This window comes from Pseudaminobacter soli (ex Li et al. 2025), from assembly GCF_029892515.1.
Taxonomy (GTDB): Bacteria; Pseudomonadota; Alphaproteobacteria; order Rhizobiales; family Rhizobiaceae; genus Pseudaminobacter; species Pseudaminobacter soli_A.
In genome coordinates this window covers 315589-341764 of the sequence record NZ_JARXVF010000005.1, presented here as the reverse complement: position 1 = coordinate 341764, position 26176 = coordinate 315589, and the positions used below count along the sequence as shown (strand labels likewise).

The 26176-nt window shown below is 64.3% G+C and carries 23 protein-coding genes; 12 read left to right on the top strand and 11 right to left on the bottom strand.

What is annotated here, in order from left to right; translation table 11 throughout:
- Window positions 1-12: 12 nt before the first annotated feature.
- The 3 genes from M2281_RS21150 to M2281_RS21140 all read right to left on the bottom strand — a co-directional run bounded on the left by M2281_RS21150 (window position 13) and on the right by M2281_RS21140 (window position 5512).
- On the bottom strand, window positions 13-1596 hold the full coding sequence (locus M2281_RS21150; protein ID WP_280823158.1) for an ABC transporter substrate-binding protein: 1584 nt from the start codon (window positions 1594-1596) through the stop codon (window positions 13-15).
- A 187-nt stretch (window positions 1597-1783) separates the two neighbouring features.
- Complete coding sequence (locus tag M2281_RS21145; protein ID WP_280823157.1) at window positions 1784-3373, bottom strand: ABC transporter substrate-binding protein; 1590 nt, start codon at window positions 3371-3373, stop codon at window positions 1784-1786.
- Window positions 3374-3529: 156 nt separating this feature from the next.
- Window positions 3530-5512, bottom strand: coding sequence for a CocE/NonD family hydrolase (locus M2281_RS21140; RefSeq protein WP_280823156.1), 1983 nt, complete (start codon window positions 5510-5512; stop codon window positions 3530-3532).
- A 176-nt stretch (window positions 5513-5688) separates the two neighbouring features.
- Between M2281_RS21140 and M2281_RS21135 the strand changes: the two genes are divergently transcribed.
- Window positions 5689-5937: a type II toxin-antitoxin system Phd/YefM family antitoxin gene (locus tag M2281_RS21135; protein WP_280823155.1), complete on the top strand. Its 249-nt coding sequence runs from the start codon at window positions 5689-5691 to the stop codon at window positions 5935-5937.
- Entirely contained in the window at window positions 5927-6208 is a 282-nt protein-coding gene (locus M2281_RS21130) for a type II toxin-antitoxin system RelE family toxin (protein WP_280823154.1), read from the top strand. The genes M2281_RS21135 and M2281_RS21130 overlap by 11 nt, the downstream gene beginning before the upstream one ends.
- Window positions 6209-6273: 65 nt before the next feature.
- Here the strand turns inward: M2281_RS21130 and M2281_RS21125 are convergent, their stop codons facing one another.
- Genes M2281_RS21125 through puuE form a run of 4 tightly spaced genes read right to left on the bottom strand, consistent with a single transcriptional unit; the run spans window position 6274 to window position 9677 of the window.
- Entirely contained in the window at window positions 6274-6867 is a 594-nt protein-coding gene (locus tag M2281_RS21125; RefSeq protein ID WP_280823153.1) for a nucleoside deaminase, read from the bottom strand.
- Entirely contained in the window at window positions 6864-7370 is a 507-nt protein-coding gene (locus tag M2281_RS21120; protein WP_280823152.1) for an ureidoglycolate lyase, read from the bottom strand. Before M2281_RS21120 ends, M2281_RS21125 begins: the two co-directional genes overlap by 4 nt.
- Before the next feature lie 31 nt (window positions 7371-7401).
- Window positions 7402-8229, bottom strand: a complete 828-nt coding sequence (locus tag M2281_RS21115; protein WP_280823151.1) for a bifunctional allantoicase/(S)-ureidoglycine aminohydrolase — start codon at window positions 8227-8229, stop codon at window positions 7402-7404.
- A 14-nt stretch (window positions 8230-8243) separates the two neighbouring features.
- Window positions 8244-9677 (bottom strand): allantoinase PuuE, encoded by a 1434-nt coding sequence (puuE, locus tag M2281_RS21110; protein WP_280823150.1) that lies wholly within the window; start codon window positions 9675-9677, stop codon window positions 8244-8246.
- A 184-nt stretch (window positions 9678-9861) separates the two neighbouring features.
- Between puuE and uraH the strand changes: the two genes are divergently transcribed.
- The 5 genes from uraH to M2281_RS21085 all read left to right on the top strand — a co-directional run bounded on the left by uraH (window position 9862) and on the right by M2281_RS21085 (window position 16233).
- Entirely contained in the window at window positions 9862-10227 is a 366-nt protein-coding gene (gene uraH, locus M2281_RS21105) for a hydroxyisourate hydrolase (RefSeq protein WP_280823149.1), read from the top strand.
- A gap of 57 nt (window positions 10228-10284) precedes the next feature.
- Entirely contained in the window at window positions 10285-11766 is a 1482-nt protein-coding gene (xdhA, locus tag M2281_RS21100) for a xanthine dehydrogenase small subunit (RefSeq protein ID WP_280823148.1), read from the top strand.
- A 10-nt stretch (window positions 11767-11776) separates the two neighbouring features.
- Window positions 11777-14131, top strand: coding sequence for a xanthine dehydrogenase molybdopterin binding subunit (xdhB, locus tag M2281_RS21095; RefSeq protein WP_280823147.1), 2355 nt, complete (start codon window positions 11777-11779; stop codon window positions 14129-14131).
- Window positions 14128-14988, top strand: coding sequence for a xanthine dehydrogenase accessory protein XdhC (gene xdhC / locus M2281_RS21090; protein WP_280823146.1), 861 nt, complete (start codon window positions 14128-14130; stop codon window positions 14986-14988). The genes xdhB and xdhC overlap by 4 nt, the downstream gene beginning before the upstream one ends.
- Before the next feature lie 285 nt (window positions 14989-15273).
- Window positions 15274-16233, top strand: coding sequence for a hypothetical protein (locus M2281_RS21085; RefSeq protein ID WP_280823145.1), 960 nt, complete (start codon window positions 15274-15276; stop codon window positions 16231-16233).
- A 24-nt stretch (window positions 16234-16257) separates the two neighbouring features.
- Here the strand turns inward: M2281_RS21085 and M2281_RS21080 are convergent, their stop codons facing one another.
- Window positions 16258-17178 (bottom strand): LysR family transcriptional regulator, encoded by a 921-nt coding sequence (locus M2281_RS21080; protein WP_280823144.1) that lies wholly within the window; start codon window positions 17176-17178, stop codon window positions 16258-16260.
- A gap of 147 nt (window positions 17179-17325) precedes the next feature.
- Here M2281_RS21080 and M2281_RS21075 point away from each other — a divergent pair, with 147 nt between their 5' ends.
- From M2281_RS21075 to M2281_RS21055, 5 genes are read left to right on the top strand one after another with little or no spacing between them, the layout of a single operon-like run.
- Window positions 17326-18555, top strand: a complete 1230-nt coding sequence (locus tag M2281_RS21075; RefSeq protein ID WP_280823143.1) for a urate hydroxylase PuuD — start codon at window positions 17326-17328, stop codon at window positions 18553-18555.
- Window positions 18552-19862 carry a guanine deaminase gene (gene guaD, locus M2281_RS21070; RefSeq protein WP_280823142.1) on the top strand — a complete coding sequence of 437 codons (1311 nt, stop codon included), beginning with the start codon at window positions 18552-18554 and terminating at the stop codon, window positions 19860-19862. Before M2281_RS21075 ends, guaD begins: the two co-directional genes overlap by 4 nt.
- 30 nt (window positions 19863-19892) lie before the next feature.
- On the top strand, window positions 19893-20606 hold the full coding sequence (locus M2281_RS21065) for an aspartate/glutamate racemase family protein (protein WP_280823141.1): 714 nt from the start codon (window positions 19893-19895) through the stop codon (window positions 20604-20606).
- A 28-nt stretch (window positions 20607-20634) separates the two neighbouring features.
- Window positions 20635-21138: a heme-degrading domain-containing protein gene (locus tag M2281_RS21060; protein WP_280823140.1), complete on the top strand. Its 504-nt coding sequence runs from the start codon at window positions 20635-20637 to the stop codon at window positions 21136-21138.
- 40 nt (window positions 21139-21178) lie between these two features.
- Entirely contained in the window at window positions 21179-22444 is a 1266-nt protein-coding gene (locus M2281_RS21055; RefSeq protein WP_280823139.1) for a glycerate kinase type-2 family protein, read from the top strand.
- 176 nt (window positions 22445-22620) lie between these two features.
- Here the strand turns inward: M2281_RS21055 and M2281_RS21050 are convergent, their stop codons facing one another.
- The 3 genes from M2281_RS21050 to M2281_RS21040 all read right to left on the bottom strand — a co-directional run bounded on the left by M2281_RS21050 (window position 22621) and on the right by M2281_RS21040 (window position 26113).
- Window positions 22621-23244, bottom strand: a complete 624-nt coding sequence (locus M2281_RS21050) for a UdgX family uracil-DNA binding protein (RefSeq protein ID WP_342394272.1) — start codon at window positions 23242-23244, stop codon at window positions 22621-22623.
- 66 nt (window positions 23245-23310) lie between these two features.
- Window positions 23311-24699, bottom strand: a complete 1389-nt coding sequence (locus M2281_RS21045; RefSeq protein WP_280823138.1) for a glutamine synthetase family protein — start codon at window positions 24697-24699, stop codon at window positions 23311-23313.
- Between the two features lie 31 nt (window positions 24700-24730).
- On the bottom strand, window positions 24731-26113 hold the full coding sequence (locus tag M2281_RS21040) for an aspartate aminotransferase family protein (protein WP_280823137.1): 1383 nt from the start codon (window positions 26111-26113) through the stop codon (window positions 24731-24733).
- Window positions 26114-26176 lie beyond the last annotated feature (63 nt).

The window sequence follows — 26176 nt, the reverse complement described above, 5'->3', positions numbered from 1 at the left end:
GCCGAGCCGGACTCACGCCTGGACCCAGCACTTCGACAGGGCGTAGCCGCCCATCATCTCCTGGTTGCCGTCCTGGTACCAGCCGCCGACCTTCGGGCCGGTCGCGTCGATGAAGTCGTTGAACATCGGCGTGATCACGCCGCCTTCGTCGCGAACCATCTCGCCCATCGACTTGTAGAGCGCGACGCGCTTGTCCTTGTCGAGCTCGGCGCGGGCCTGGAACAGCATCTTGTCGAAGTCCTCGCGGAAGAAGCGAGTGTCGTTCCAGTCGGCCTTCGAATAGTAGGCGGTGGAGTACATCTGGTCCTGCGTCGGGCGTCCGCCCCAGTAGGAAGCCGAGAAGGGCTGCTTGTTCCACACTTCCGACCAGTAGCCGTCGCCGGGCTCGCGCTTGACCTCGATGGTGATGCCGGCCTTGGCAGCGCTCTGCTGGTAGAGCTGTGCCGCATCGATGGCGCCCGGGAAGGCGACGTCGGAGGTGCGCAGCAGGACCGAGCCGCTGTGACCGGACTTCTTGTAGTGGAAGGCGGCCTTTTCCGGGTCGAACGTGCGCTGCTCGATCTCGGCGAAGAGCGGGTAGGCCTTGTTGATCGGCGTGTCGTTGCCGACCGTGCCGTACCCGTGCAGGATCTTCTTCACCATCTCTTCGCGGTCGAGCGCATATTTCAGAGCCAGGCGCAGATCGTTGTTGTCGAACGGTGCGGTGTTGCAGTGGGCGATGAAGACATAGTGGCCCTTGCCGGCCACGTTCTGGATGGTGACGCCCGGCACGCGCTTGATGAGATCGACGATCTTGGGCTCGACGCGGTTGATCATGTCGACCTGGCCGCCCTGCAGCGCGGCGGTGCGGGCGGTGGCGTCGTTGATGACGACGATCTCGATGGTGTCGGCAAAGCCGCGGTCATCGCGCCAATAGTTGGCAAAACGCTCGCCGACATGGCGCACGCCCGGCTCGTTGACGGCCACTTTGTAGGGGCCGGTGCCGATGCCGGCGACCGGATTGTCCTTGCCGCCGTTCGGCTGGATCATCAGGTGATAGTCGTCCAGCAGGTAGGGCAGGTCGGCGTTGGGGTCCTTGAGGGTGAAGACCACGTTCTGGCCGTCGACCTTGATCTTGTCGATGCCGCCCATGATGCCGAGCGCGCCCGACTTCGAGTTCTCGTCGGAGTGGCGCTCCATGGTGGCGAGAACGTCGTCGGGGGTCATCTCCTTGCCGTTGTGGAACTGCACGCCCTTGCGGATCTTGAAGGTCCACACCTTGGCGTCGGCAGAGGCGCCCCATTCCTCGGCCAGGCACGGCTTCACTTCGCCGTCGGGCGACATCTGGACGAGCTGCTCGCCCCACTGGCGGCCGAACTTGTAGGGCACCTGGCTCTGCCAGGAAGCCGGATCGAGGCTGTTGGTCGATTCACCGCCCTGCATGCCGGCCTTCAGCGTGCCGCCCTTCTGCGGGCCGGCCGCGCGCGCGGCGTTGCCCATGAGGGTGTTGGCGAAGGCCGCAGTGACGCCGAGGGCGGCCGCGCGGCCCAGGAAATCGCGGCGGCTGAGCTTTCCGGTGGCGACACGATGGCTCAGGAATTCCAATTCATTGGACATATATTGTTCCTCACTCTGGTTAGATGACTTTAAACAGTCTTGTTTTGCTTGTTAGGCGGATATTGCGCGGAAGATCTCGGCTTCGGCAAGGCGAATTGCGACATTACGTGGCGTAAATGCAGTGCGGCTGTGGACCAAGGGGTGCCGGCTGGCCGGCACCCTTCGAAAAGCCCGTTTTTGCGGCGTATCAGGCGGTGAGCCAGCACCGAGCGAGCGCGAGGCCACCCATAAGCTCGCCCGACGGATAGGGTATGTAGCCGCCTACCTTTTCCGACACCGCATCGATCCAGTCGTTGTACATCGGGATGATCGCGCCGCCTTCGTCGCGTACGAGAAGGGCGATGTCGCGGTACATGGCCTTGCGCTTGGCCTCGTCGAGCTCGGCGCGGGCACCCGCCACCAGCTTGTCGAAATCGTCGCGCTTGAAGCGGGTCTCGTTCCAGTCGGCGGTCGACAGGTAGGCGGTCGAGTACTGCTGGTCCTGCGTCGGACGGCCGACCCAGTAGGAAGCCGAGAACGGCTTCTTGTTCCACACCTCGGCCCAGTAGCCGTCGCCCGGCGCGCGCTGCACGTCGAGCTGGATGCCGGCCTTGGCGCAGCTCTGCTGGAACAGCTGGGCGGCATCGACGGCGCCGGGGAAGGCGACCTCGGAGGTGATGAGCTGGATGGGGCCGCTGTGGCCCGACTTCTTGAAGTGGAAGGCGGCCTTTTCCGGATCGAACACGCGCTGCTCGATGTCGTCCGAGAACAGCGGATAGGACTTGTTGACCGGAATGTCGTTGCCGACCGAGCCGTAGCCGCCGACGATCTTATCGACCATCTCCTGGCGGTCGACCGCGTATTTCAGCGCCAGCCGGAGGTCGTTGTTGTCGAAGGGCGCAGTGTTGCACTGCATGGCGAACACGTAGTGCGCGCCGCCGGCGACGTTCTTGATGGCGATGCCGGGGATGCGCTTGACCAGATCGACGATCTTGGGCTCGACGCGGTTCATCATGTGCACCTGGCCGCCGCGAAGTGCGGCCATACGGGCGGTCGAATCGTTGATGACCACGATCTCGACCTGATCGGCGAAGCCGCCATTGTCGGCGTCCCAATAGCCTTCGTGGCGGGTGCCGAGCTCGCGCACGCCCGGCTCGTGCGAGGCGATCTTGTAGGGCCCGGTGCCGATGCCGGCCTGCGGATTGTCCTTGCCGCCATTCGGCTGGACGATGAGGTGGTAGTCCGACATCAGGAAGGGCAGGTCGGCATTGGCTTCCTTCAGCGTGATGACGAAGTCGTTGCCGTCGACCTTCAGCTGGTCGATCCCGCGCAGCACGCCAAGCGCGCCCGACTTGGTCTCGGGGCCGGCATGGCGCTCGATGGTGGCCATCACGTCATTGGCGTCGAGTTCCTTGCCATTGTGGAAGGTCACGCCCTTGCGGATCTTGAAGGTCCAGGTCTTGGCGTCGGCCGATGAGCCGTATTCCTCGGCCAGCCGGTGAACGATCTTGCCGTTCTCGTCAATGTCGATGAGCTTTTCGCCCCAGCAGCGCGCAAACGCGCCGGTGACCTGGTTGTTGATCGCGGCCGGGTCGAGGCCGTCGGTCGATTCGCCGCCCTGCAGGCCGGCCTTGAGCGCGCCGCCCTTGACGGGGCCGGCAGCGCGCACGGCGCTGGTCAGAAGCGTATTGGCGAATGCGGCACTGACGCCAAGGGCTGCGGCACGGCCGAGAAATTCACGGCGGTTGAGCTTGCCGGCGGCAACGCGCCGGCCCAGATATTCGAGTTCATCCGACAATGACTTCTCCTCCCTGCATGTCGTCCAGACGGGCGATGCTCCTCCACCGTCCCGAAGGGGATAGTGGAGGTCCGCTTCACCTCACGTAAGGCAGATTGCGACATGTCGCGACGCAAATAGTGGTGTGTCGCTTTTAGGATAGAGAAGCCGGCTAAGTCAAATGTGGTCGCGCGGAATTTCCTCCCGGAAATCACGCTCGAACACCAATTCGTTCCCTTCGAAGGCCTCGATCCTGGCCTCGAAGTAGAAGTTTTTGGCGTCCGAATGCATGCGCGAATGGGTTTCGGTACGCAGCGAAAATTCATTTCGCGACATGACGTCGGTCCATCGGGTCTCGCCGCGAGCCGACAGCGGATCGTCGGGGTGGATGGTCCACTTTTCACGCACAATGCTGCCGCTGACGAGGCCGTGGTCGAGGTCGCGCACCTCGCCGAAATCGTCCGTGATCGAGAGCGTGACCGTGCCGGTCCTCTCGTCGCGGTCGATGTGGCGTTCCGAGCTGGAGTCGCGCAGCGTCTCGATCGCCCAAGGTGCTGCCGCTTCCGGTTCCGGGAAGCTCGTCTCGTCGCCCTTGGCGAGCGGCCGCACGGGCAGGGAGAGCCTTGCCTCGGACAGTTCGAGACGCACCGGCTCCGGCGAGGGCCAGATGGCCGGCCAGTAGGCGGTGGAGACGGCGATGCGCAGACGATGGCCGGCCGGCAGGCGGTAGGCGCACTGATCGAGTACGACGCGCGCCTCGACGACCTCACCGGGCTTCAGCGTCTCGGGGAATTCGTGGCTGTTGCGATGGGTGAGGTTGAGCACGCCGTAGGAGATCAGTTCGGACGCGCCGTCGGGATGCACGTCGCACAGGCGCACCGCCATGTTGGCCTGCGGCTTGTCGGAGGCGAAGCGCACAAGCACTTCCGGCGCGCCGACGATGTCGATGGCTTCTGGCTGGGCCGGTTGGTCGAAGCAGACCGAGCGGGCGTCGTCGGCGCGCTGGTCGCCGGGCAGTTCGGGGCCGTAGGTGAAGGGGAAATATTCGCCGCCAGTAAGGCCGCAATCCTGCGGCGAGGCAACGAGGGCGGGCGCGGCGGTGCTTGCCAGAAGCTCGATCTCGCGGGTCTCGATGCGGGGCGAGGGCCACTGCGATTCGGCAATCCAGCGGCCCGGCCGCTCGTCATGCCAGCGGCTGGGGCGCACGCTGTCCATCACCCAGGCGCGGTAGGCCGGATCGTTCTCGACGCCGTTCTCGACGCCCTTCAGCCAGCGGTCCCACCAGCGCAGCGCCACCTGCAGGAAGCCGATGGCCGGCTTGGGGGCGGCGTAGTGCGGGTATTTGTGGATCCAAGGGCCGACGATGCCCTTCACCGGCGCCGAGATGTTGGAGACCAGGTGCGAGATCGTGTTGCGATAGCCGTCGTGCCAGCCGCCGATGGAGAGGACGGCGGCTTGAACCGCCGAATAGTCCTCGCAGACCGAGCCGCGCTTCCAGTAGGCGTCGCGGCGCTGGTGGGCGAACCAGGTCCTGACCAGGAAGGGCTGGCTCTCGAGCCGGTGCAGCCACATTTCGCGCCACTTGTCGCCGACCAGCGCCGGATCGGGCGAGCGCGACGAGTAGGACAGCATGGTCGAGGCCCAGCCGAAATTCTCGTTGAGCAGGCAGCCGCCCTTGTAGTGGATGTCGTCGGCGTAGCGGTCGGTGGTCGAGCAGAGCGTGATGATGGCCTTCAACGCCGGCGGCTGCTTGGCCGCCACCTGCAGCGAGTTGAAGCCGCCCCAGGAAATGCCCATCATGCCGACATTGCCGTTGCACCAGGGCTGCGCTGCCGCCCAGGCAATCACGTCGCAGGCGTCCTGCCATTCCTGCTCGGAATATTCGTCCTCCATCAGCCCTTCGGAATCGCCATTGCCGCGCATGTCGACGCGGATGCAGGCGTAGCCGTGACCGGCGAGATAGGGATGGGTAAGGCAATCGCGCGTCGTGGTTCCGTCGCGCTTGCGGTAGGGCAGGTGCTCGAGAATCACCGGAACCGGATTCTGCTCGGCATCCTCCGGCATCCACACCCGCGCCGAAAGCCGGCAGCCGTCGGGCATGATGAGCCCCATGTCGGGATGTTCGACGACCTTGCGCGGAAATTCGGTAACGGTTTTCATGAATGCCTCTCCTCAGTTGCGCGCATAGAGGCACATTCGGCTGCCGCTAGGCAAGGCGAGGGAACGTCGCGCGCATTGCTGTTTGCGGCCTGATCGGCGGAAATTGCCGTCACTTGGCCGCCGATTGAAAAGACCTGTTAAAGGTATTATTTATGGTGCTCATAAAGGAGGGAGCCATGCCCCACACCATCCTCGCGGAAGTGACCGCAAGCGTATCTGAATTGAAGAAGAACCCAATGGGTACTGTCGCGGCCGGCGAAGGTTTTCCAGTTGCGATCCTCAACCGGAACGAGCCGGCCTTCTACTGCGTCCCGGCCAAGGCCTTCGAAGCGATGATGGACCGGCTGGAGGATATCGAGCTCAACGCGATCGCTGATGCACGCAAGGGCGAAAAGCGAATCCGCGTGAAGCTCGATGAGCTATGAGCTCGAATTTCTCGAATCGGCGCTGAAGGAGTGGAAGAAACTCGACGCCAACACGCGCGAGCAGTTCCGCAAGAAGCTCAAGGAGCGGTGCGAGAATCCACACGTGCCTTCTGCCAAGCTGCGCGATGCCAAGGACCGCTACAAGATCAAGCTGCGCAGTTCCGGCTATCGATTGGTCTATGAGGTGATCGACGGCGAGCTTGTCGTTCTGGTGATTGCGGTCGGCAAGCGTGACCGTTCCGCAATCTACGAGACTGCCGGCAAGCGCTAAAGCTTAGATTTTGTTTTTGAAGCATGATCTTGCCCGAAAAGTCTGCAACTTTTCGGGATCATGCTCTAATTCAACGGAATGTCGTTGTCGGCCTTGCCGGACTGGTAGGCGCCGGACAGTTCGTCATAGCGCTTTGAAATCTTGTCGATGCGCGCTTCCAACTCTTCGCGCTCGGCCTCGGGCAATTCGCGCACCAGGCGGCGCAGTGAATAGCTTTTCCAGTAGGCGTTTTCGGCGTTGTAGCCGCCCGGATCGAGGGTGAAGACCTCTTTCAGGATCTTCAGGTCGTGCGGGATGGCAAAGCTGTCGCGCGAGTCCTCGTGACTGAACAGGTAGTAGAAATTGTCGAAGCCAGCCCAGGTGATGGCGGAGAGGCACAGCGAGCAGGGCTCGTGGGTGGAGAGGAAGATGCAGTCCTTGGTGTCCGGGCGGTCGGCCTTGGGCATCTCGTAGAAGCGCTTCAGGCAATGGACCTCGCCGTGCCAGAGCGGGTTTTCGAGCTCGTTGTTGGTCTCGGCCAGGACGAGCGACTGGTCGGACTTGCGCAGGATCGCCGCGCCGAACAGCTTGTTTCCATGGGCGACGCCCTCGGCCGTCTTTGGCACGATGTCGTCCTCGATGACGTCGAACAGGCGGTTGATCAGCGCGACTGTGCTCATGGCAAAATTCCTTCCGGAAGCACGATCTCATAGGGCTCGGGGTAGAAAAATTCCTCGAGATTGACGCCGTCGCCGGCGCGGTCGACCACAAGGAAATCCTGCGGCTCGCCGATCGGCGTCAGCACGCCGTGCCAGAGGTTGCGCGGATAGTTCACGCCCTGGCCGGGCTTGGTGATGAAGGCATGCGGCGTGCCGGGGCCTTCCTCCGTGTCGTGGCAAACCACCACCAGGAACGGGCGCGGCGAGAGCGGCACAAAAGCCTGGCTGCCGAAGGGATGGCGCTCGACCATCGAAAGCTTCAGCGGGAAGGCATAGGGCGTTCCCTTGAAGACGTTGAGGATGACGCGGCTGTTGGGACCTGCCGCCTCGGCGGTGGCGAGCGCGTGGTAGCGCTCGCATTTGCCGGCGTTGATCGGATAGTGGTGCGCGTCCTCGGTCTCGATGACCTCGCCGAATTCGGCAAAGTTGTCGCGAGTGAGCGGCTGGGCGACGATCCGGGTCATGGCGCCTTGTCCTTCCTCGGCAGCCGACCGGTCAGAACCGGTCCAGCTTGGCGTGTCGGTTGACGTCCTTGTAGAGCAGATAGCGGAAATCGCCGGGGCCGCCGGAATAGCAGGCCTGCGGGCAGAAGGCGCGCAGCCACATATAGTCGCCGGCCTGCACTTCCACCCAGTCCTGGTTCAGGCGGTAGACGGCCTGGCCTTCCAGCACGTAGAGCCCGTGCTCCATCACATGCGTTTCGGGGAAGGGGATGATGCCGCCCGGCTTGAAGGTGACGATGGTGACATGCATGTCGTGGCGCAGGTCGGCCGGATCGACGAAGCGGGTGGTCGCCCATTTCCCGTCCGTATCGGGCATCGCGGTCGGGGCGATGTCGTTCTCGTTGGCGAAGATCGGTTCCGGAACGTCGATGCCCTCGACATATTCATAGGCCTTGCGGATCCAGTGGAAGCGCGCCGCGGCGGCGCTTTCGTTGCGCAGGGTCCAGCCGCTGGCAGGCGGCAGGAAGGCATAGCCGCCCGGCGTCAGGCGATGGGCCGCGCCATCGACGGTAACCGTGATCTCGCCTTCCACCACGAAGAGCACGCCCTCGGCGTCTGCATCGGGCTCGGGCTGGTCGCTGCCGCCGCCGGGCTGCACTTCCATCACATATTGCGAGAAGGTCTCGGCAAAGCCCGAAAGCGGGCGCGCGATGACCCAGCACCGGGTCTTGTCCCAGAAGGGCAGGTAGCTAGCGACGATGTCGCTGAACTCGCGCCGGGGGATCACCGCGTAGGCTTCGGTGAAGACGGCGCGGTCGGTGATGAGGTCCGTCTGCGGCGGCAGACCTCCGGTGGGAGCGTAGTAGGTGCGGCCGGCCATTTGTCGTTTTTCCTTTAGAGCGGCAGGATGTCCCTGAGCCTCAAGAGCGCGATGCGCTCCACCTGGGCACAGGCGGTCTCGAATTCGGTTTTGCGGTCGTTGTCGATGCGCGTCTGGAAGGCGGCAAGGATCTCGTCCTTGGTGCGGCCCTTGACGGCAATGATGAAGGGGAAGCCGAATTTTTGCACATAGGCGCTGTTCAGCTCGGTGAACCTTTCGCGCTCGGCGTCGGTCAGGGCGTCGAGCCCGGCGGAAGCCTGTTCCTTGGTCGATTCCGCCGTCAGGCGCTTGGCCTGCGCCAGCTTGCCGGCAAGGTCGGGGTGGGCCGTCAGCACGCCGAGGCGTTCGGCCTCGGTGGCGGAGCGGAACGCGCGGCAGAGCGCATTGTGCAGGCCGCCGGCGCTGTCATGGGCAGCCCCGAGCTCCAGTCGGAAGGCGCGTTCGGCGATCCAGGGCGAATGCTCAAAGATGCCGCCGAATTTCTCGACGAACTCATGCTCGCCCATTCGCGAGGGGCGAAGTGCGGCCGGCTTGTAGGGGTGATGCTCGCGCCAGTGGTTGGCGATGTCGATCCGGCGCGGCAGCCACACCTTGTCGTGGCTCTTCACATAATCGATGAAGCGCTGGAGGGCTGCGGCGCGGCCCGGCCGGCCGATCAGGCGGCAGTGCAGGCCAATGCTCATCATGCCGCCGCGTCCGGCCTTGCCCTCGGCATAGAGCGTGTCGAAGGCGTCCTTCAGATAGGCAAAGAACTGGTCGCCCGAGTTGAAACCCTGCGCGGTGGCAAAGCGCATGTCGTTGGCGTCGAGCGTGTAGGGGATGACGAGCTGCGGCGGGATGGCATTGCCATGGCCGTCATGGTCGAGCCAGTAGGGCAGGTCGTCGTCATAGGTGTCGGAAATCCAGGTGAATCCGCCCTCGGCGGCTGCGATGCGCACCGAATAGACCGAGGTGCGGCCGAGATAGAGGCCGGTGGGCCGTTCGCCGACGACCTCCTTGTGCAGGCGGACAGCCTCTATGAGGTCGGCGCGCTCGGCTTCCTCCTCATGGTCGCGATAGTCGATCCAGCGCAGGCCGTGCGAGGCGATTTCCCAGTTCGCTTCCTGCATGGCCGCGACCTGGTCGGGCGAGCGGGCGAGGGCAGAGGCGACGCCATAGACGGTGACCGGCACATCGGCCTCCGTGAACATGCGGTGCAGCCGCCAGAAGCCGGCGCGGGCGCCGTATTCGTAGATCGACTCCATGTTCCAGTGACGTTTGCCGGGCCAGGGTGCCGCACCCACGACCTCGGACAGGAAGGCTTCGGAGGCTGCATCGCCATGCAAAATGCAGTTTTCGCCGCCTTCCTCGTAATTGACTACGAACTGGACCGCGACATGGGCTCCACCCGGCCATTTGGGGTCCGGGGCATTGGCGCCATAGCCGCGCATGTCTCTTACGTAACGCATCTTCCTTTACCCCTGGTCGCGGTGACCTTATATTCTCACAATATCAAAGGGGTGCATGGATATTCCCCCTAAAAAAATTGAAAGTCTTTTTGTGGCGTTCCACTTCACGCCGAGTTTTGCATCGCCTTTAATTGACACACAACAGACCATGCGCATTCGCATGTATCGAAGGTAGGGAGGCCATATGTCCACAGCTCAAGGCGGGCGCCTTACAACCCATGTTCTCGATACGGCCACGGGCCGTCCCGCAGACGGCCTCAGGCTGTCGCTTTATCGCCTCGACGGCGAGACCCGGACACTGATCAAGATCGTGAACACCAACCTGGACGGCCGCTGCGACGCCCCGCTCATGGAAGGCGACGGTTTCCATCTCGGCGAATACGAGATCGTGTTCGAAGCCGGCGACTACATGCGCACGCATGGCACCAGCCTGACCGATCCGGCCTTCCTGGACAAGGTGCCGGTGCGCTTCGGCATTGCGGAGCACAAGCACTATCACGTGCCGCTCTTGCTTTCGCCATATGGTTATTCGACCTATCGGGGCAGCTGATGGCCGCGCACGCCGCCGCACAGCCTCGAACCAGCGTCCGCACGGAAAGATAACAGCATGTCGTCCGCCTCGATCCGCAACGAAATCCGCTTCCTGCTCAATGGCCGGGAGGTGAGCATCCGCGACTTGGCGCCTGACGCGACACTGCTCGACTGGCTGCGGCTCGACCGCTCGCTGCGCGGCACCAAGGAAGGCTGCGCCGAGGGCGACTGTGGCGCCTGCACGGTGCTGGTGGGCAAGCTGGCGGCAGGCGGCCTCGTTTACGAAAGCGTCAATGCTTGCATCCGCTTCCTCGGCTCGCTCGACGGCAGCCATGTGGTGACGATCGAGCATGTTCAGCCGGCGGGTGGCGATCTGCACCCGGTGCAGAAGGCGATGGTCGATTTCCACGGCTCGCAATGCGGCTTCTGCACGCCGGGCGTCGTGATGTCGCTCTACGGCCTCTGGATGAAGGACGCCAATCCGTCCGACGCGACGATCGAGAAGGCGCTGCAGGGCAATCTTTGCCGCTGCACCGGCTATGAGGCGATCATGCGCGCCGCGCGCGCCATCTCCGACTATGGCAAGGTAGCGAGCGACCCGTTGGCGTTGGAACGCGCGGCGGTCATAGAAAAGCTCGCCGCGATGCGCGACGGAGCACGCGTCGAGGTCGGATCGGGCAAGGCGCGGCTGATCGTGCCGGCCGATGTCGACGATCTCGCCGCGGTGCTCGAAGCCGAGCCCAAGGCAACCATCGTTGCCGGCTCAACCGACGTGGGCCTGTGGGTCACGAAGTTCATGCGCGATATCTCGCCGGTGGTCTTCATCGGCCATCTCGAAGGGCTGCGCGGCATTTCCGAGAAGGATGGCGTCATCACCATCGGCGCGGGCGTCACCTACACCGAGGCCTTCGATCTGCTCAGCCAGCGCATTCCGGCGTTGGGCGAGCTGATCAATCGCATTGGCGGCGAGCAGGTGCGCAATATGGGCACCATCGGCGGCAATGTCGCCAACGGCTCGCCCATCGGCGACACGCCGCCGCCCTTCATCGCGCTGGGCGCGACGCTGACCCTGCGCAAGGGTGCTGCGCGCCGCACCATTCCGCTCGAAGAATTCTTCATCGCCTATGGCAAGCAGGACCGCCAGCCGGGCGAATTCGTCGAGGCAGTGCATGTGCCGGTGCCGGCAAAGGACAGCCACTTTGCCGTCTACAAGGTCTCCAAGCGCCGCGACGAGGACATTACCGCAGCCCTTGGCGCCTTCCATCTGACGCTGGCTGCCGACGGCACGGTGGGTTCGGTTCGCATCGCCTATGGCGGCATGGCGGCAACGCCCAAGCGCGCCAAGGTGGTCGAAGCCGCGCTTGCCGGCAAGCCGTGGACGGAAGCCACGGTGGAGGCCGCGCTCGACGCCTATGCCCAGGATTTCACCCCGCTGACCGACATGCGTGCCAGCGCGGAATATCGTATGTTGTCGGCGCGCAACCTGCTGCGCCGCTTCTTCGCCGAAACCCAGGGCGGCAGCGAGCCGATCCAGGTTTCGCGCCACCAGGCAGCGTGAGGAGACGGCGATGAACAAGCATTCCGACCTCAAGGCCGCCCGGATCGTCGGCGGCGTGCATACCGACCAGCGCCATGACTCGGCGCACAAGCATGTGGCGGGCACGGCGGTCTATATCGACGACATGCCCGAACCTGCCGGCACGCTGCATGCGGGGCTCGGCCTTTCGAACGTTGCGCATGGCCTCTTGAAGAGCGTCGATCTCTCGGCGGTGCGCGCTGCGCCCGGCGTGGTCGATGTGCTGACCTATGGAGACGTGCCCGGCGAGAACGACATTTCGCCGAGCGGCATGCATGACGACCCGGTGCTGGCCGAAGGCAAAGTGCAGTTCCACGGCCAGCCGATCTTCTGCGTCATCGCCGAGACGCGCGAGCAGGCCCGCCGCGCCGCGCGTTTGGCCAAGATCGAGTATGAAGAGCTTGCGCCGATCGTCCACATCTGGGACCTCGACCCCGAGAAGGACAAGCAGGTTACGACACCGCTGACCCTGAAACGGGGCGATGCCGCCGCCGCGATCGCGGCTTCCCCGCGCCGCGTCAAGGGCAGCATGAAGCTCGGCGGACAGGACCATTTCTATCTCGAAGGCCAGGTTGCGCTGGCAGTTCCGGGCGAGGACGACGAGATCCACGTCTACAGCTCCACCCAGGGCCCGAGCGAGACGCAGCACATGGTTGCGCATGCGCTGGGCGTGGCGAGCAACGCCGTGACCATTGAAGTGCGGCGCATGGGCGGCGGCTTCGGCGGCAAGGAAACCCAGGCCAACCAGTGCGCCGCACTTGCGGCAATCGCGGCCAAGAAGCTCAAGCGGGCGGTCAAGGTCAGGCTCGACCGCGACGAGGACATGACCGCCACCGGCAAGCGGCACGACTTCGACATCGACTATGAAGTGGGCTTCGATGATGAGGGCCGTATCCTGGGCGTCGACTACATGTTCGCGCTCAATGCCGGCTTCTCGGCCGACCTGTCGGGCCCGGTGGGCGACCGCGCGCTGTTCCACTGCGACAACGCCTATTTCTATCCCCACGTGCACGCCAAGTCGGCGCCGCTCTACACCAACACCGTCTCGAACACCGCGTTTCGCGGCTTCGGCGGCCCCCAAGGGATGGTCGGCTGCGAGCGCGTCATCGAGGAAGTGGCCTTTGCCGTGGGCAAGGACCCGCTCGAAATCCGCAAGCTGAATTTCTATGACGCGATGGGCGTTGAGGGCGAGCGCAACGTCACGCCCTATCACCAGAAGGTCGAAGACTGCATCATCCAGCGCATCGTGGCCGAACTGGAAGAAAGCGCCGACTATGCGGGACGCCGCCGCGCCATCGCCGAGTTCAACGCCAAAAGCCGCTTCATCAAGCGCGGCATTGCGCTGACGCCGGTGAAGTTCGGCATTTCCTTCACCAAGACCGAGTCCAACCAGGCCGGCGCGCTGGTGCATGTCTATGCCGACGGCTCGGTGCACATGAACCATGGCGGCACCGAGATGGGGCAGGGCCTGCACCTGAAGGTGGCGCAGGTGGTGGCCGAGGAATTCCAGATCGATCTCGATCGGGTGAAGATTACCGCGACGACCACGGCCAAGGTGCCGAACACCGCGCCGACGGCCGCTTCTTCCGGCGCCGACCTCAACGGCATGGCGGCGCAGAACGCGGCGCGGCAGATCCGCAAGCGGCTCACCGATTTCGCGGCCGAGCGCTATCAGGTGCCGGCCGACCAGATCGTGTTCCTGCCCAACCGGGTACGGGTCGGCAACCAGGAAATCAGCTTCAACGATCTGGTCAAGCAGGCCTATGTCGGGCGCGTCCAGCTTTCGGCTGCCGGCTTCTACAAGACGCCGAAGATCCATTGGGACCGCAGCAAGGGCCGCGGCCACGCCTTCTACTATTACGCCTATGGCGCGGCCTGCTCGGAAGTGTCGGTCGATACGCTGACCGGCGAATATGTGGTCGAACGCACCGATATCCTGCACGATGTCGGCCGCTCGCTGAACCGGGCCATCGACATCGGCCAGGTGGAGGGCGGCTTCGTCCAGGGCATGGGCTGGCTGACCACCGAGGAACTGGTGTGGGACGACAAGGGCCGCCTGCGCACGCATGCGCCCTCGACCTACAAGATTCCGCTCGCCTCCGACCGGCCGAAGGTCTTCAATGTGGCGCTGACCGATTGGTCCGAGGCCTATGAGCCGACGATCCATCGCTCCAAGGCTGTCGGCGAGCCACCGCTGCCGCTGGGCATTTCGGTGCTGCACGCACTGTCGGATGCCGTGGCAAGCGTGGCCGACCACAAAGTCTGCCCGCGTCTCGATGCGCCTGCGACGCCCGAGCGCGTGCTGATGGCAATCGAACGGTTGAGAGTCGAAACGGCACGGAAGTGACACGAAACTCTGAGCGCCTCCGTTCTTTCCTCGACAGTGCTGCCAAAGTGGCCCTTGTCGAGGTGACGGAAGCAAAAGGCTCGACGCCTCGCGAGACCGGGGCACGCATGCTGGTTTCGCCGCAGGCCATCTTCGGCACGATCGGCGGCGGCCATCTGGAATTCATGGCGATAGACTGCGCGCGGCACATGCTGGCAGCACCCCGTGATGCGGGAGCCGAGCATGTCGAGCTCGACATCCCACTCGGACCAGAAATCGGCCAATGCTGCGGCGGCCGTGTCGGCCTGACGATCCGGCCTGCGGACGAAGCGCTGCGCAACGAGCTGATCGAGCAGGCGCGTGCCGAGGATGCGGCGAGCCCGCACATCTATGTCTTCGGCGGTGGTCATGTCGGCCATGCCCTGGCGGCTGCGTTCTCGCTGTTGCCGGTGCAGGCGGTGGTCGTGGAAACCCGCGCGGACATGCTGGAAGGCATGCCGGACGCGGTCGACATGCGGCTGACGCCGGTGCCGGAGGAAATGGTGCGCGAGGCGCCCGCTGGCTCAGCTTTCGTGGTGCTGACGCATGACCACGCGCTCGACTTCCTGATCGTCGCCGAGGCGCTGAAGCGCGACGACGCTGCCTATGTCGGCATGATCGGCTCCAAGACCAAGAAGGCCACCTTCAAGAGCTGGTTCCTCAAGACGGCCGGCGGCACGGAAGACGCCTTCGCGCGGCTCGTCTCGCCCATCGGCGGCGATGCCGTGAAGGACAAGCGCCCGGCGGTGATCGCCGCACTGGCCGCGGCCGAGATCATGACCGCGCTCGTTGCCCATGGTTCGTCCCTCAGCGAACGCCAGAGTCTTACGGCGGGCTGAAGGGTTACCTTCTCCTCCATTTGGAGGATACGCCGCACGTCCAACTTTGATACGCCTCATATCCAGAACGTTTCACGGCGAGGTTGAACCGTTCTGCCGGGGGCAATTCGAGCCAAGGTCGAGGGGGCGGTAAAGGTTGCACCGGGGTGCGGCCTGCTCCGAAGACCGAGGCACCTGGCTCGAATTGACCCCGGCCCCCCAAGAGTTGCTGTCTCTGCACCTTGCGGATCAGCCGCGTGCGGCGGCCGAGATCATGGCAGGGCAATGACGAGAGAGGGAGACGCCATGCCGAGCACCAGCCGTTACATTCTCGCCGCCTTGTTCTGTACAGGGCTTGCTTCGATCGGATCTACCTTCGCGGCGCATGGCGCCACCGACGAGGAAAATGGCGTTCCGGGCTACGAGCAACCTGGGCCGATTGTCAACGCAGCAGAGGGACAGGACTATATCCGCCTGGCGGGCAATGGCGCCTTTACTGACTTCAAGATCGGCAAGGCCGGGCAACTGATGATCATAAAGCCGAACAGTTTCGGCGGTCTGCAGGTGACTGGCCTCGAGATTGCCAGGAACAATGTGCCGCTGGCTGGCAACGGCAACTTCCTTAGCGGCAGCAGCATTTGCCAGTACTGGACTTCCAATCTCGATCGGCTCAACGGAGCCTTCAAGGACATGGTACGGTCGACGGTCAACCCAAGAATGGGTGGCTTCACCATCCGCTCCGACGCGCGATCGCAGCTGACGCAAAACTGCGGCGCTCGCGCCGAGGTTTTGATGGCCTGCGACAACAAGGTCGCTGTGCGCATCGCGCTGCCCGGCAACCGGTTCCTCTTCCATGTCACGACGCCCTCGGTCATCGGCGGTTGGGCGGACCCGGAATTCTCGGTCGACTTCGATCTCGAAGCGCGGACGCAGATCTCCATTCCGGCCAATGTCACGAGCCCGATGGGTGTCGGCAAAACCACAATCGCGGTTTCGAACATCCGGCTGAATGCGCAGAATGTCAGCGGCAAACTCGCCTTGGCGGTGCAGAAGGTTCACCAATACTTCACCGGCAACGACCTGACGCAGCAGCTGACGCAGGATCGCCAGTTCAACTTCGCTGGCATCCAGCAGCCGGTGGCGGATCTCAATCCCTGGCTCAGGAAGATCCCGTCGGACCATCGCATCGAGGCCTGCATCAACAACAATGTGCTGAGGCTCAATGCCGTCAACGGTCCCGAAGACCCTGGGCCGATCGTGAAGTGACACCGGCCGGCGGCTGGTGGCGAGCTATCGTCCCGCCAGGGCCTCGCGGATCAGACGCTGGCAGCGGTCGGCCATGAAATCGAGCAGCAGGCGCACCTTGGGGTCCTGCAGGTTCTTGTGCGGATAGACGGCGGCGAGCTGGACCGGCATCGGCGGCGTCTCGGGCAGGATGATCTTGAGCCGCCCCTCGCGGATGAAATGCTCGACGTCGAAGCGCGGCTTGTTGACGATGCCGCGCCCGGCCAGCGCCCAGCTGGTCAGCACATCGCCATCGTCGGAATCGAAGGGCCCGCGCACTTCGAACTTCGCCGGACCCGTGGGCGTCGAGAGCGTCCAGAAGAACTCGCGCATGCCGGGAAAGCGGAGCAGCAGGCAGTCGTGCCGCTTGTCGACGAGCTCTTGTGCGGTCCCGGGCTCGCCGCGCCGTTCGAGATATTCGGGTGCGGCGACCAGGACGCGGTCGCACTCCATGATGCCGCGCATCCTGAGGCTCGAATCCTCCAGCAGCCCCAGCCGGAAGGCGACGTCGATGCCTTCCTTCATGATATCGACATTGTGGTCCGAGAGCCGAAGCCGCACCTCGATGTCGGGATATTTGTCATGGAATTCGGGGATGCCCGAGGCGATCAGTCGGCGCCCGAGGCCGAGCGGCGCGGTGACCTTGATGGTGCCGCGAGGCTGGCCTGAAAGGGCGCTGACGGCCGCTTCCGCTTCGGTGATCGCCGCCAGGATCTGCTTGGCGCCATTGTAGAACACGCCGCCATGTTCGGTCGGCATCAGCTGGCGCGTGGTGCGGTTGAAAAGCCTCACGCCAAGATGCTTTTCCAGCTCCTTGATGCGGTTGGAGGCGACCGCAGGTGAAATGCGCATGTCGCGCCCGGCCGCCGACAGGTTGCCGAGTTCGACGACCCGGACGAAGACGGCAAGATTGTCGAGATAGGCCATTCGTGGCTGAGTTCCGTAGTCCGTAAGCTGAAACCGATGGAGTGACCCTAGTATTTTTTATTTTTTTTTGAAAGTCATCGCAGGGCTTGCCTCTTCCCGTTTGCTGGCGAGCACGTAAAGTCGAACGCCGGGTTGAGAGGACTATCGATGAACGACTACGCGGTTTTGTGGGACTGGTTGAGCTTCGGCGTGCGCTGGACGCACGTCATCACGGCGATCGCCTGGATCGGCTCGTCCTTCTATTTCGTCGCGCTGGACCTTGGCCTGCGGCAGCGCCCGGGCCTGCCGAAGGGGGCCTTCGGCGAGGAATGGCAGGTGCATGGCGGCGGCTTCTACCACATCCAGAAATATCTGGTGGCGCCCGAGCAGATGCCCGAGCATCTGACCTGGTTCAAATGGGAGTCCTACGCCACCTGGATGAGCGGCTTTGCGCTACTCGCCATCGTCTACTATGCGGGCGCGGACCTGTTCCTGATCGACCGCAACGTGCTCGATGTCTCGGCCCCGGTCGCCATCCTGATCTCGCTCGCCTGCCTGGCCGGTGGCTGGCTCGTCTATGACCTTCTCTGCCGCTGGCTGATCGGCAAGGCCGATACCGGCCTAATGATCGTGCTCTACGTCATCCTGGTGTTCATGGCCTGGGGGCTGACCCATCTGTTCACCGGCCGCGCTGCCTTCCTGCATCTTGGCGCCATCACCGCTACGATCATGTCGGCCAACGTCTTCATGGTCATCATTCCGAACCAGAAGATCGTGGTCGCCGACCTGATCGCAGGCCGCAAGCCCGACCCGAAATACGGCAAGATCGCCAAGCAGCGCTCGCTGCACAACAACTACCTGACGCTGCCGGTTCTGTTCCTGATGCTGTCGAACCACTATCCGCTGGCGTTCGGCACGGAGTTCAACTGGATCATCGCCTCGCTGGTGTTCATGATGGGCGTGCTGATCCGGCACTATTTCAACACCCGGCACGCCGGCAAGGGCAACCCGACCTGGACCTGGCTCGCCACCGCCGTCCTGTTCGTCATCATCATCTGGCTTTCGACGGTGCCAAAAGTGCTGACGGACGAGCCGAAGATTTCCTCCGCCGAACAGGCGCTGGTCGCTTCGACGCATTTTCCGGCCGCGCGCGATACGGTGCTTAGCCGCTGCTCGATGTGCCATGCGGCGGAGCCCGTCTATGAAGGCATCCACCAGGCACCCAAGGGCGTGAAGCTCGACACGGACGAGGCCATCGCCAGCCACGGCCGCGAGATCTATCTCCAGGCCGGCCGCAGCCATGCCATGCCGCCCGGCAACGTCACCGAGATCACGCCGCAGGAGCGGCAGCTGCTGGTGACCTGGTTCGAAGACGCCGGAAAGAAGACGCAGCAATGACCGAAACCCTCCTTCGCGGCCGTACGCTGAGCTTTCTTAGATGGCCTGACGCCATCGACGACCACGGCGCCTATTCCTACCAGGAAGACGGCGGGGTGCTCATCCGCGAAGGCAGGATCGTCGCCACCGGCGCCTACGAGGACGTGGCGCGCCAGGCCGGCGAGGGGGCGCAAAAAATCGACCACCGGCCGCATCTCATCATGCCCGGCTTCGTCGACGCTCATGTGCATTATTCGCAGCTGCAGGTTCTCGCTTCCTATGGCGCCGAGCTGCTCGGCTGGCTGAATACCTACACCTTCCCGGAAGAGACGAAGTTTCGCGACGCGCAGTATGGCCGCCGCGTGGCGCGTCAGTTCCTCGACGAGATGGTGCGCCACGGCACCACCACCGTCGCCGCCTATTGCTCGGTGCACAAGCAGTCGGCCGAGGCCTTCTTCGAGGAAAGCCACGCGCGCAACATGCTGAACATTGCCGGCAAGGTGATGATGGATCGCAATGCGCCCGAAGGCGTGCTCGACACGCCGCAGTCGGGCTATGACGACACCAAGGCGCTGATCGCCGAATGGCATGACAAGGGCCGCCAGCACTATGCGATCACGCCGCGCTTTGCCATCACCTCCTCGCCCGAGCAGATGGAGATGGCGAAGGCGCTCGCGGGCGAATTCCCCGGCCTGCACATCCAGACGCATCTCTCGGAAAACCACGCCGAGATCGAATTTACGCAGCAGCTCTATCCGTGGTCGCGCGACTATACCGACGTCTACGAGCACTATGGCCTGCTGGGCCCCAAGACGCTGCTCGGCCACTGCATCCATTTGTCGGAGCGCGAGGCGGATGCGCTGTCGGACTCCGGCTCGGTGGCGGTGTTCTGTCCGACCTCCAACCTGTTCCTCGGCTCGGGCCTGTTCGACTACCAGCGCTACCGCACGCGGGCGAAGCCGATCAGGATAGCCACCGCCACCGATGTCGGCGGCGGCACCAACTATTCCATGCTGCGCACCATGGACGAGGCCTACAAGGTCATCGCGCTGAACGGCGAGAAGCTGAACCCCTTCGCCTCCTTCTGGCAGATGACGCTCGGCAATGCGCGGGCGCTGTCGCTGGAAGACCGGATCGGCACGCTGGATGCCGGCACGGATGCGGACATCGTGGTTCTGGATTCGCGCGCGACGCCGATCATGCGGCTGCGCATGGAGGCCATTGAAAGCCTCGCCGCAGAGCTGTTCCTGCTGCAGACCGTGGGCGACGACCGCGCCGTGCGCGAAGTCTATGTTGCGGGGCGCCCCGCGAAAGGCGATATGGCTTAGCAGCAGAGTCGCAATTCGAGGGGCCCAATCATGACCGGACAATCCAAGCTTATCGGGATGGTGGGCGGCATGAGCTGGGAATCGAGCGCCATCTACTATCGGCTGCTCAACCAGGGGGCGGGTGAACGGCTTGGCGGACACCACAATGCCCGGTCGCTGCTCTATACTCTCGACTTCGACGAGATAAACCGCATGGCCGCTCTCGGCCGCTGGGACGTCGTCGCCGAAAGAGTAGGCGAGGCGGCGCGGACCTTGGAAAAGGGCGGTGCCGATCTGGTGATGCTGACCGCCGTGTCGGCGCACCGTGTCTTTGAGGAGGTGCAAGCGGCCATCTCCGTGCCCTTGCTGCACGTCGGGGATCCAACGGCGGAAAGCATCAAGGCGAGGGGCCTTTCGCGCGTCGGCCTACTTGGCACGCGCTATACGATGGAACAGGATTTCCTTTCCGGACGACTAAGGGATCACGGTCTCGAAGTTCTCACGCCGAATGCCGAGCAGCGCGAGAGGCTACATCGCATCATCATCGATGAGCTGACGCTCGGCAAAGTCGAGGAAGCATCGCGGGCTGCGCTGCTCGAGATGACCGCGGACCTCGAGGCGCGCGGCGCGCAGGGTTTTATCCTCGGCTGCACGGAACTGCCGTTGCTGGTGGGCACCGGGGACTATCCGCTCCCCGCCTTCGACACGACCCAGCTGCATGCCGAGGCGGCGCTGGACATCGCATTGGCCGATATGCTGACCTGATCAGCCACGACATCGGGGGAGAGAAAAAATGGCCGGGGATATCGAACGCATCAAGTCGCAGGAAGCGGAGCTCGTCTTCGACCGCTTCGACGAGGCCGTCGCTTTCGAGATCGGCTCGGCCATTCGCGAACGGGCGCTGCGGGAAGACCTGCCGATAATCGTCGATATCCGCACTTTCGATCGGCCGCTCTTCTATGCCGCCATGCCCGGCTCGAACGCCTCCAATCCGGATTGGGCGCGGCGCAAGATCAATGTGGTCAAGCGCTACCTCAAGAGCAGCTACCGGATGGTGCTCGAGCAGAACCGCCCCGACCGCACCTTCAAGGTGGGCGAGGGGCTCGACATAGCCGACTATGTGCTGGCCGGCGGCGGCTTTCCGATCACGGTCAGGGGAGCCGGGGTCATCGGCGTGATTGCCGTTTCTGGCCTGCCCGAGCGCGAGGATCACAATGTGGTCGTGGCCGCACTTGCTGCCCATCTCGGGCATTCAGCCGAGGCGCTCGTGCTACCGCCGCTAGAGGCCGCGGCCTGAACCGGCTGCGGTAGCCAAGTCCTGCGAAGGGAAATTGTTCGTGACTGCCTTCGACGCCAAATCCTTCCTCACCTCCATCTTCGATGCGGCAGTCGCCGCCGCCGACCCGGAACTGACCATCCGCGCACATCTGCCGGAAAAGCCCAAGGGGCGTACAGTTGTGATCGGCGCCGGCAAGGGCACGGCGCAGATGGCAGCGGCCTTCGAGAAAGTGTGGGACGGGCCGCTGGAAGGGCTGGTGGTGACGCGCTACGGCTATGGTGCGCTGACCGAGCGCATCGAGGTGATCGAGGCGGCGCATCCCGTGCCCGATGCTGCCGGGCTGGAGGCCGCGCGCCGGCTGCTCAAGACCGTGGGCGGCCTGTCGAGTGACGATCTGGTGGTGGCGCTCGTCTCGGGCGGCGGCTCGGCGCTGCTGCCGTCGCCCGCCGGAAATCTGACGCTGGCCGACGAGATTGCCGTCAATGAAGCGCTGCTCGCCTCCGGCGCGCCGATCTCAGTGATGAACCTGATCCGCAAGCATGTTTCGACCATCAAGGGCGGACGGCTGGCGGCTGCGGCATATCCGGCAAGGGTGGTGTCGCTGATCGTCTCCGACATTCCGGGCGACAACCCGGCGCTGGTTGCTTCCGGCCCCACCGTGCCGGATACCGGCGGCCGGGCCGAGGCGCTGGCGGCGATCGGCGCCTATGGCATGAAGCTACCCGAGGCAGTGATGGCGCATCTCAATTCGCCCGAAGCCGACGCGCCGCTCCCTGATGACGAGCGTTTCGCGCGCAACGAGGTGCGGCTGATCGCATCGGCTGCCGTGTCGCTCGAAGCCGCCGCGGCCGAGGCGAAGCGGCAGGGTATCGAGGCGGTCATCCTCTCGGATTCCATCGAGGGCGAAGCGCGGGAGGTGGGCGCAGTTCATGCCGCGCTGGCGCGCGAGGTGGCCATGCGCGACCGGCCCTTCCGTAAGCCGGTACTGATCCTGTCGGGCGGCGAGACGACGGTGACGCTGCGCGCGAAAGGCAAGGGCGGCCGCAACAGCGAGTTCCTGCTGGCCTTCGCGCTCGGCATTCAGGGGTTCGAGGGCATCCACGCGCTGGCGGCCGACACTGATGGCATCGATGGCTCGGAGGACAATGCCGGCGCCTTTGCTGATGGCTCAACCGTGGCACGCATGCGTGCGGCGGGCGTCGATGCGCGCGCCATGCTGGCCAGCAACAACGCCTGGACGGCGTTCCACTCCGTGGGCGATCTTTTCGAGCCGGGACCGACGGGCACGAATGTGAATGATCTTAGGGCGATTTTGGTGCGATAGCCTAACCGGTGTTGTACCCCCACCCCCGACCCCTCCCCACAAGGGGGAGGGGGATGATTTGACCGCCGAAGCCATCCAGAACGGCAAAGATTGGCGGGAAGCGGTCATGCGCAAAGTTCCCCTCCCCCTTGTGGGGAGGGGTTAGGGGTGGGGGTTTTTTGGGTGAGGGGGCAGGTTCACCCCATCAGCCGTCCCACCTCTCGCATATCCGCCAGAAACCGCCTGAACTCGGCCTGTTTGTCGATTTCTTCCGGAATCCGCAGGATGAAGGAGGGGTGGATGGTCACGAAGATGCGCAGGCCATCGTCCCGCTCGACCACGCTGCCGCGCAGCTTCGTCACCGGAACCGCCTTGCCCAGCAGGGCCTGAGCGGCCGTCGCGCCCAACGCCACCACAAGCTTCGGCCGGGTCAGTGAAAGTTCCGCATCGAGCCACCAGCGGCAGGCCTGGATCTCACCGGCATTGGGCTTCATGTGCAGGCGGCGCTTGCCGCGCGGCTCGAATTTGAAGTGCTTTACCGCGTTGGTGACATAGACCTTTGCGCGGTCGATCTCGGCCTCGGTCAGAACCTCGTCGAGTACCTTGCCCGCCGGCCCGACAAAGGGCCGGCCGGCCAGGTCTTCCTGGTCGCCCGGTTGCTCGCCGACCAGAACGAGGCCGGCATGTTCCGGACCCTCGCCGAAGACGGTCTCGGTGGCGTCGCGCCAGAGCGGGCAGCGCTGGCATGTACGCGCTGCATCGCGCGCCGCTTCGATGGTCGGAAAGTTCGCTGGTTCATCAAATGCCAGCTGGGTCGCCATTGCCGCCTCCCGCAAAACCCCTCGTTCGGGAAATGAACGAGGGGCATGCAGGTTCCTACGCTGTGGCTACACTTCGTGCAGGTAGAGGTGGTAGTCGAGCTCGCTCACCGTGCGGGCGACGCGAAAATATTCGGATTCCTTGATCGCCGTGAAGGTGCGATGCAAATCCTCGCCCAGCGCCTGCTTGAGGAAGGCCGAGCCCTTGGCCGCCTCGATGGCGCTGCGCCAGTCGGACGGCATCTTTCCACCCGAGCTGGTGCCCGACTCATAGCCGTTGCCGGTCGTTTCCGGGCCCGGATCGAGCTTCTCGTCGAGACCCTTGGCTATGCCGGCGAGCACGGTCGCGGCCACCAGATAGGGGTTGGCATCGACGCCCGACGGACGGTGTTCGATACGGCGGTTCTTGGCTTCGCCCGCCGGCACGCGCAGCGCCACCGAGCGGTTGTTGACGCCCCAGGTCGGCGCGACCGGCGCGTAGGACTGCGAGACGAACCGCCGCCAGGAATTGGCGTGCGGGGCAAACACCAGCATGGATTCGGCCATGGTTTCGGTCAGCCCGCCCAGCGCATGCAGCAGCGTCGGCGTCCACTGGCCTTCCGTCTCCTCGGTGAAGACGTTCCTGCCCGCGTCGTCCTGCAGTGAGACGTGGAAGTGCATGCCCGAGCCGGCGTATTTCTCGATCGGCTTGGCCATGAAGCAGGCGGTGACGCCGTGGCGGCGGGCCTGCGCGCGCACGATGCGCTTGAGCATGACGAGATCGTCGGCGGCCTGCAGCACGTCCTTGCGGTAGTGCAGCGTCAGCTCGTACTGGCCGGGCGCGTATTCGGAGATGACCGTCTCGGCCGGAATGCCCTGCGCCTTCGCGGCGGCATAGATGTCCGAGAACAGCGGCTCCATGCCGTGCAGATGGTCGACCGAATAGACCTCGGTCTTGCCGCTCCTGCGGCCGTCCAGTACGGCATTGGCCGGCTGCACGCGGCCTTCGGCGTCGCGCTCGTTGGAAAGCAGGAAGAACTCCAGCTCGAAGGCGCCGGCCGGATGCAGGCCCTTGGCGGCAAGCGCCTCGACCTGCCGCACTAGCGCAAGGCGCGGGTCCGAGGTCATCGGCGCGCCGTCGAGATGGAACATCGACATCAGCACCTGCCCGCGCGCAGGGCTGGTGCCGTAGAGCGGCTTCAGCGTGCCGGGAATGGGCCAGGCGCGCAGGTCGCCATCGCCGGAATCCCAGATCAGGCCGGTTTCGTGCACGTCCTCGCCGGTGATGTCGAGGCCGAGGATGGAGATCGGCAGGTGGCGGCCGCCCTCATAGAGGCCCATCAGCTCGTGGCGGCGGATGATCTTGCCGCGGCCGACGCCGTTGGGGTCGGACAGCACGATGTCGAAGGCTTCGATTTCGGGGTGGGCATCGAGGAAGGCCTTTGCTTCTTCAGCGGTCGAGCCGGAGGGAGAAGTCATTTGCGAAGATACTCTTTTGTCCATGTTGTTCTCAGGCGACGAGATCGGCGGCAATGTCGTCGAAGGCGCCGATCAGCTTGTCGACCTGCTTCTTCGTGGTTTCCGGCGAGATCAGCATCATGTTGTGGAAGGGCGCGATCAGCACGCCGCGATTGACGAGCGCGACGTGCACGGCCGCTTCCAGTTCGGATGCATGCGCGGCCTCGGCTTCGCCGCCATTCTTCAGCGGGCCGGGGGCGCAGATGAACTCGACGCGGGCGCCGACGCGCTGGACATGCCAGGGCAAGTTATGGCGTTCGATCGACTCTTCCAGCCCGGCTGCGAGCCGACCGGCGAGCTTTTCCATCTGCGCGTAGTTCTCCTCGGTCATCACCTCTTCGAGGTTCGCGCGCATGGCGGCGAACTGCAGCGGATTGGCCGAGAGCGTGGTGCCCATGCCGGAATAGCCGGGCTCGCGGGTACGGTTATAGGCGTCGTAGCGCTCGCCGACCTCGGCGCTCATGCCCCAGATGCTGGTGGGCACGCCGCCGGCCACCGGCTTGCCGAGCACGAAGAGATCGGGCTCGAGATCGTATTTGCGGGTGTAGCCGCCGGGGCCCGTCGAGATGGTGTGTGTCTCGTCGATCAAAAGCAGCGTGCCGTGCCGGCGGGTGATGGCACGCAGGCCCTCGTGGAAGCCGGGCTCGGGCAGCACCATGCAGCAATTGGTCAGCACCGGCTCGGTGATGACGCAGGCGACATCGCCGTCCGCAAGCGCGGCTTCGAGAGCGGGAAGATCGTTGAACTCGACGATCTTGGTGCTTTGGGTGAGGTCGCGGAATTCGCCCGCGAGGCCCGGCCGATTGATCGGCTTGCCGTCCTTCAGGCGCACCATCGTCTCGTCGACCGCACCATGGTAGCAACCGTTGAAGACGAGGATCTTCGGCCGCTTGGTGATGGCGCGGGCAACGCGCAGCGCAAAGCGGTTGGCGTCGGTGGCGGTGGTGGCGATCTGCCAATGCGGCAGGCCGAAGCGCGTAGCGAGTAGTTCGCCCAGCGGCAGCGCGTCCTCGCTCGGCAGCATGTAGGTCAAGCCGCGCTTGGCCTGGCGGCGGATGGCTTTGGCCACCGGCGCGGGCGAGTGGCCGAACATGGAGCCGGTGTCACCGAGGCAAAAATCGGCAAGCTTGTTGCCGTCTATGTCGGTGATGGTGGTGTCCTTGGCCTTGTCGACGATGATCGGGAACGGGGTGGGCCAGTCGTTCATCCAGTGCATCGGCACGCCGTCGAGGAAGCCTTTGACGCCGTTGCCGAAGGCTGCCTCGGATTTCGGCCGTGCCTCGCGGAAGTGTGTTGCTTCGGTAGCGCGGATGGTTGCGATGCGCGCAAGACTGATGCCGCCCTGCGTGGCGGCGCCGTTCCCTGATGTCTGCAATTATTTCCTACCCATTTTGTGGAGCAGGATTTGTAGCGTCCCGCCCGCATTCAGGCAATGGCG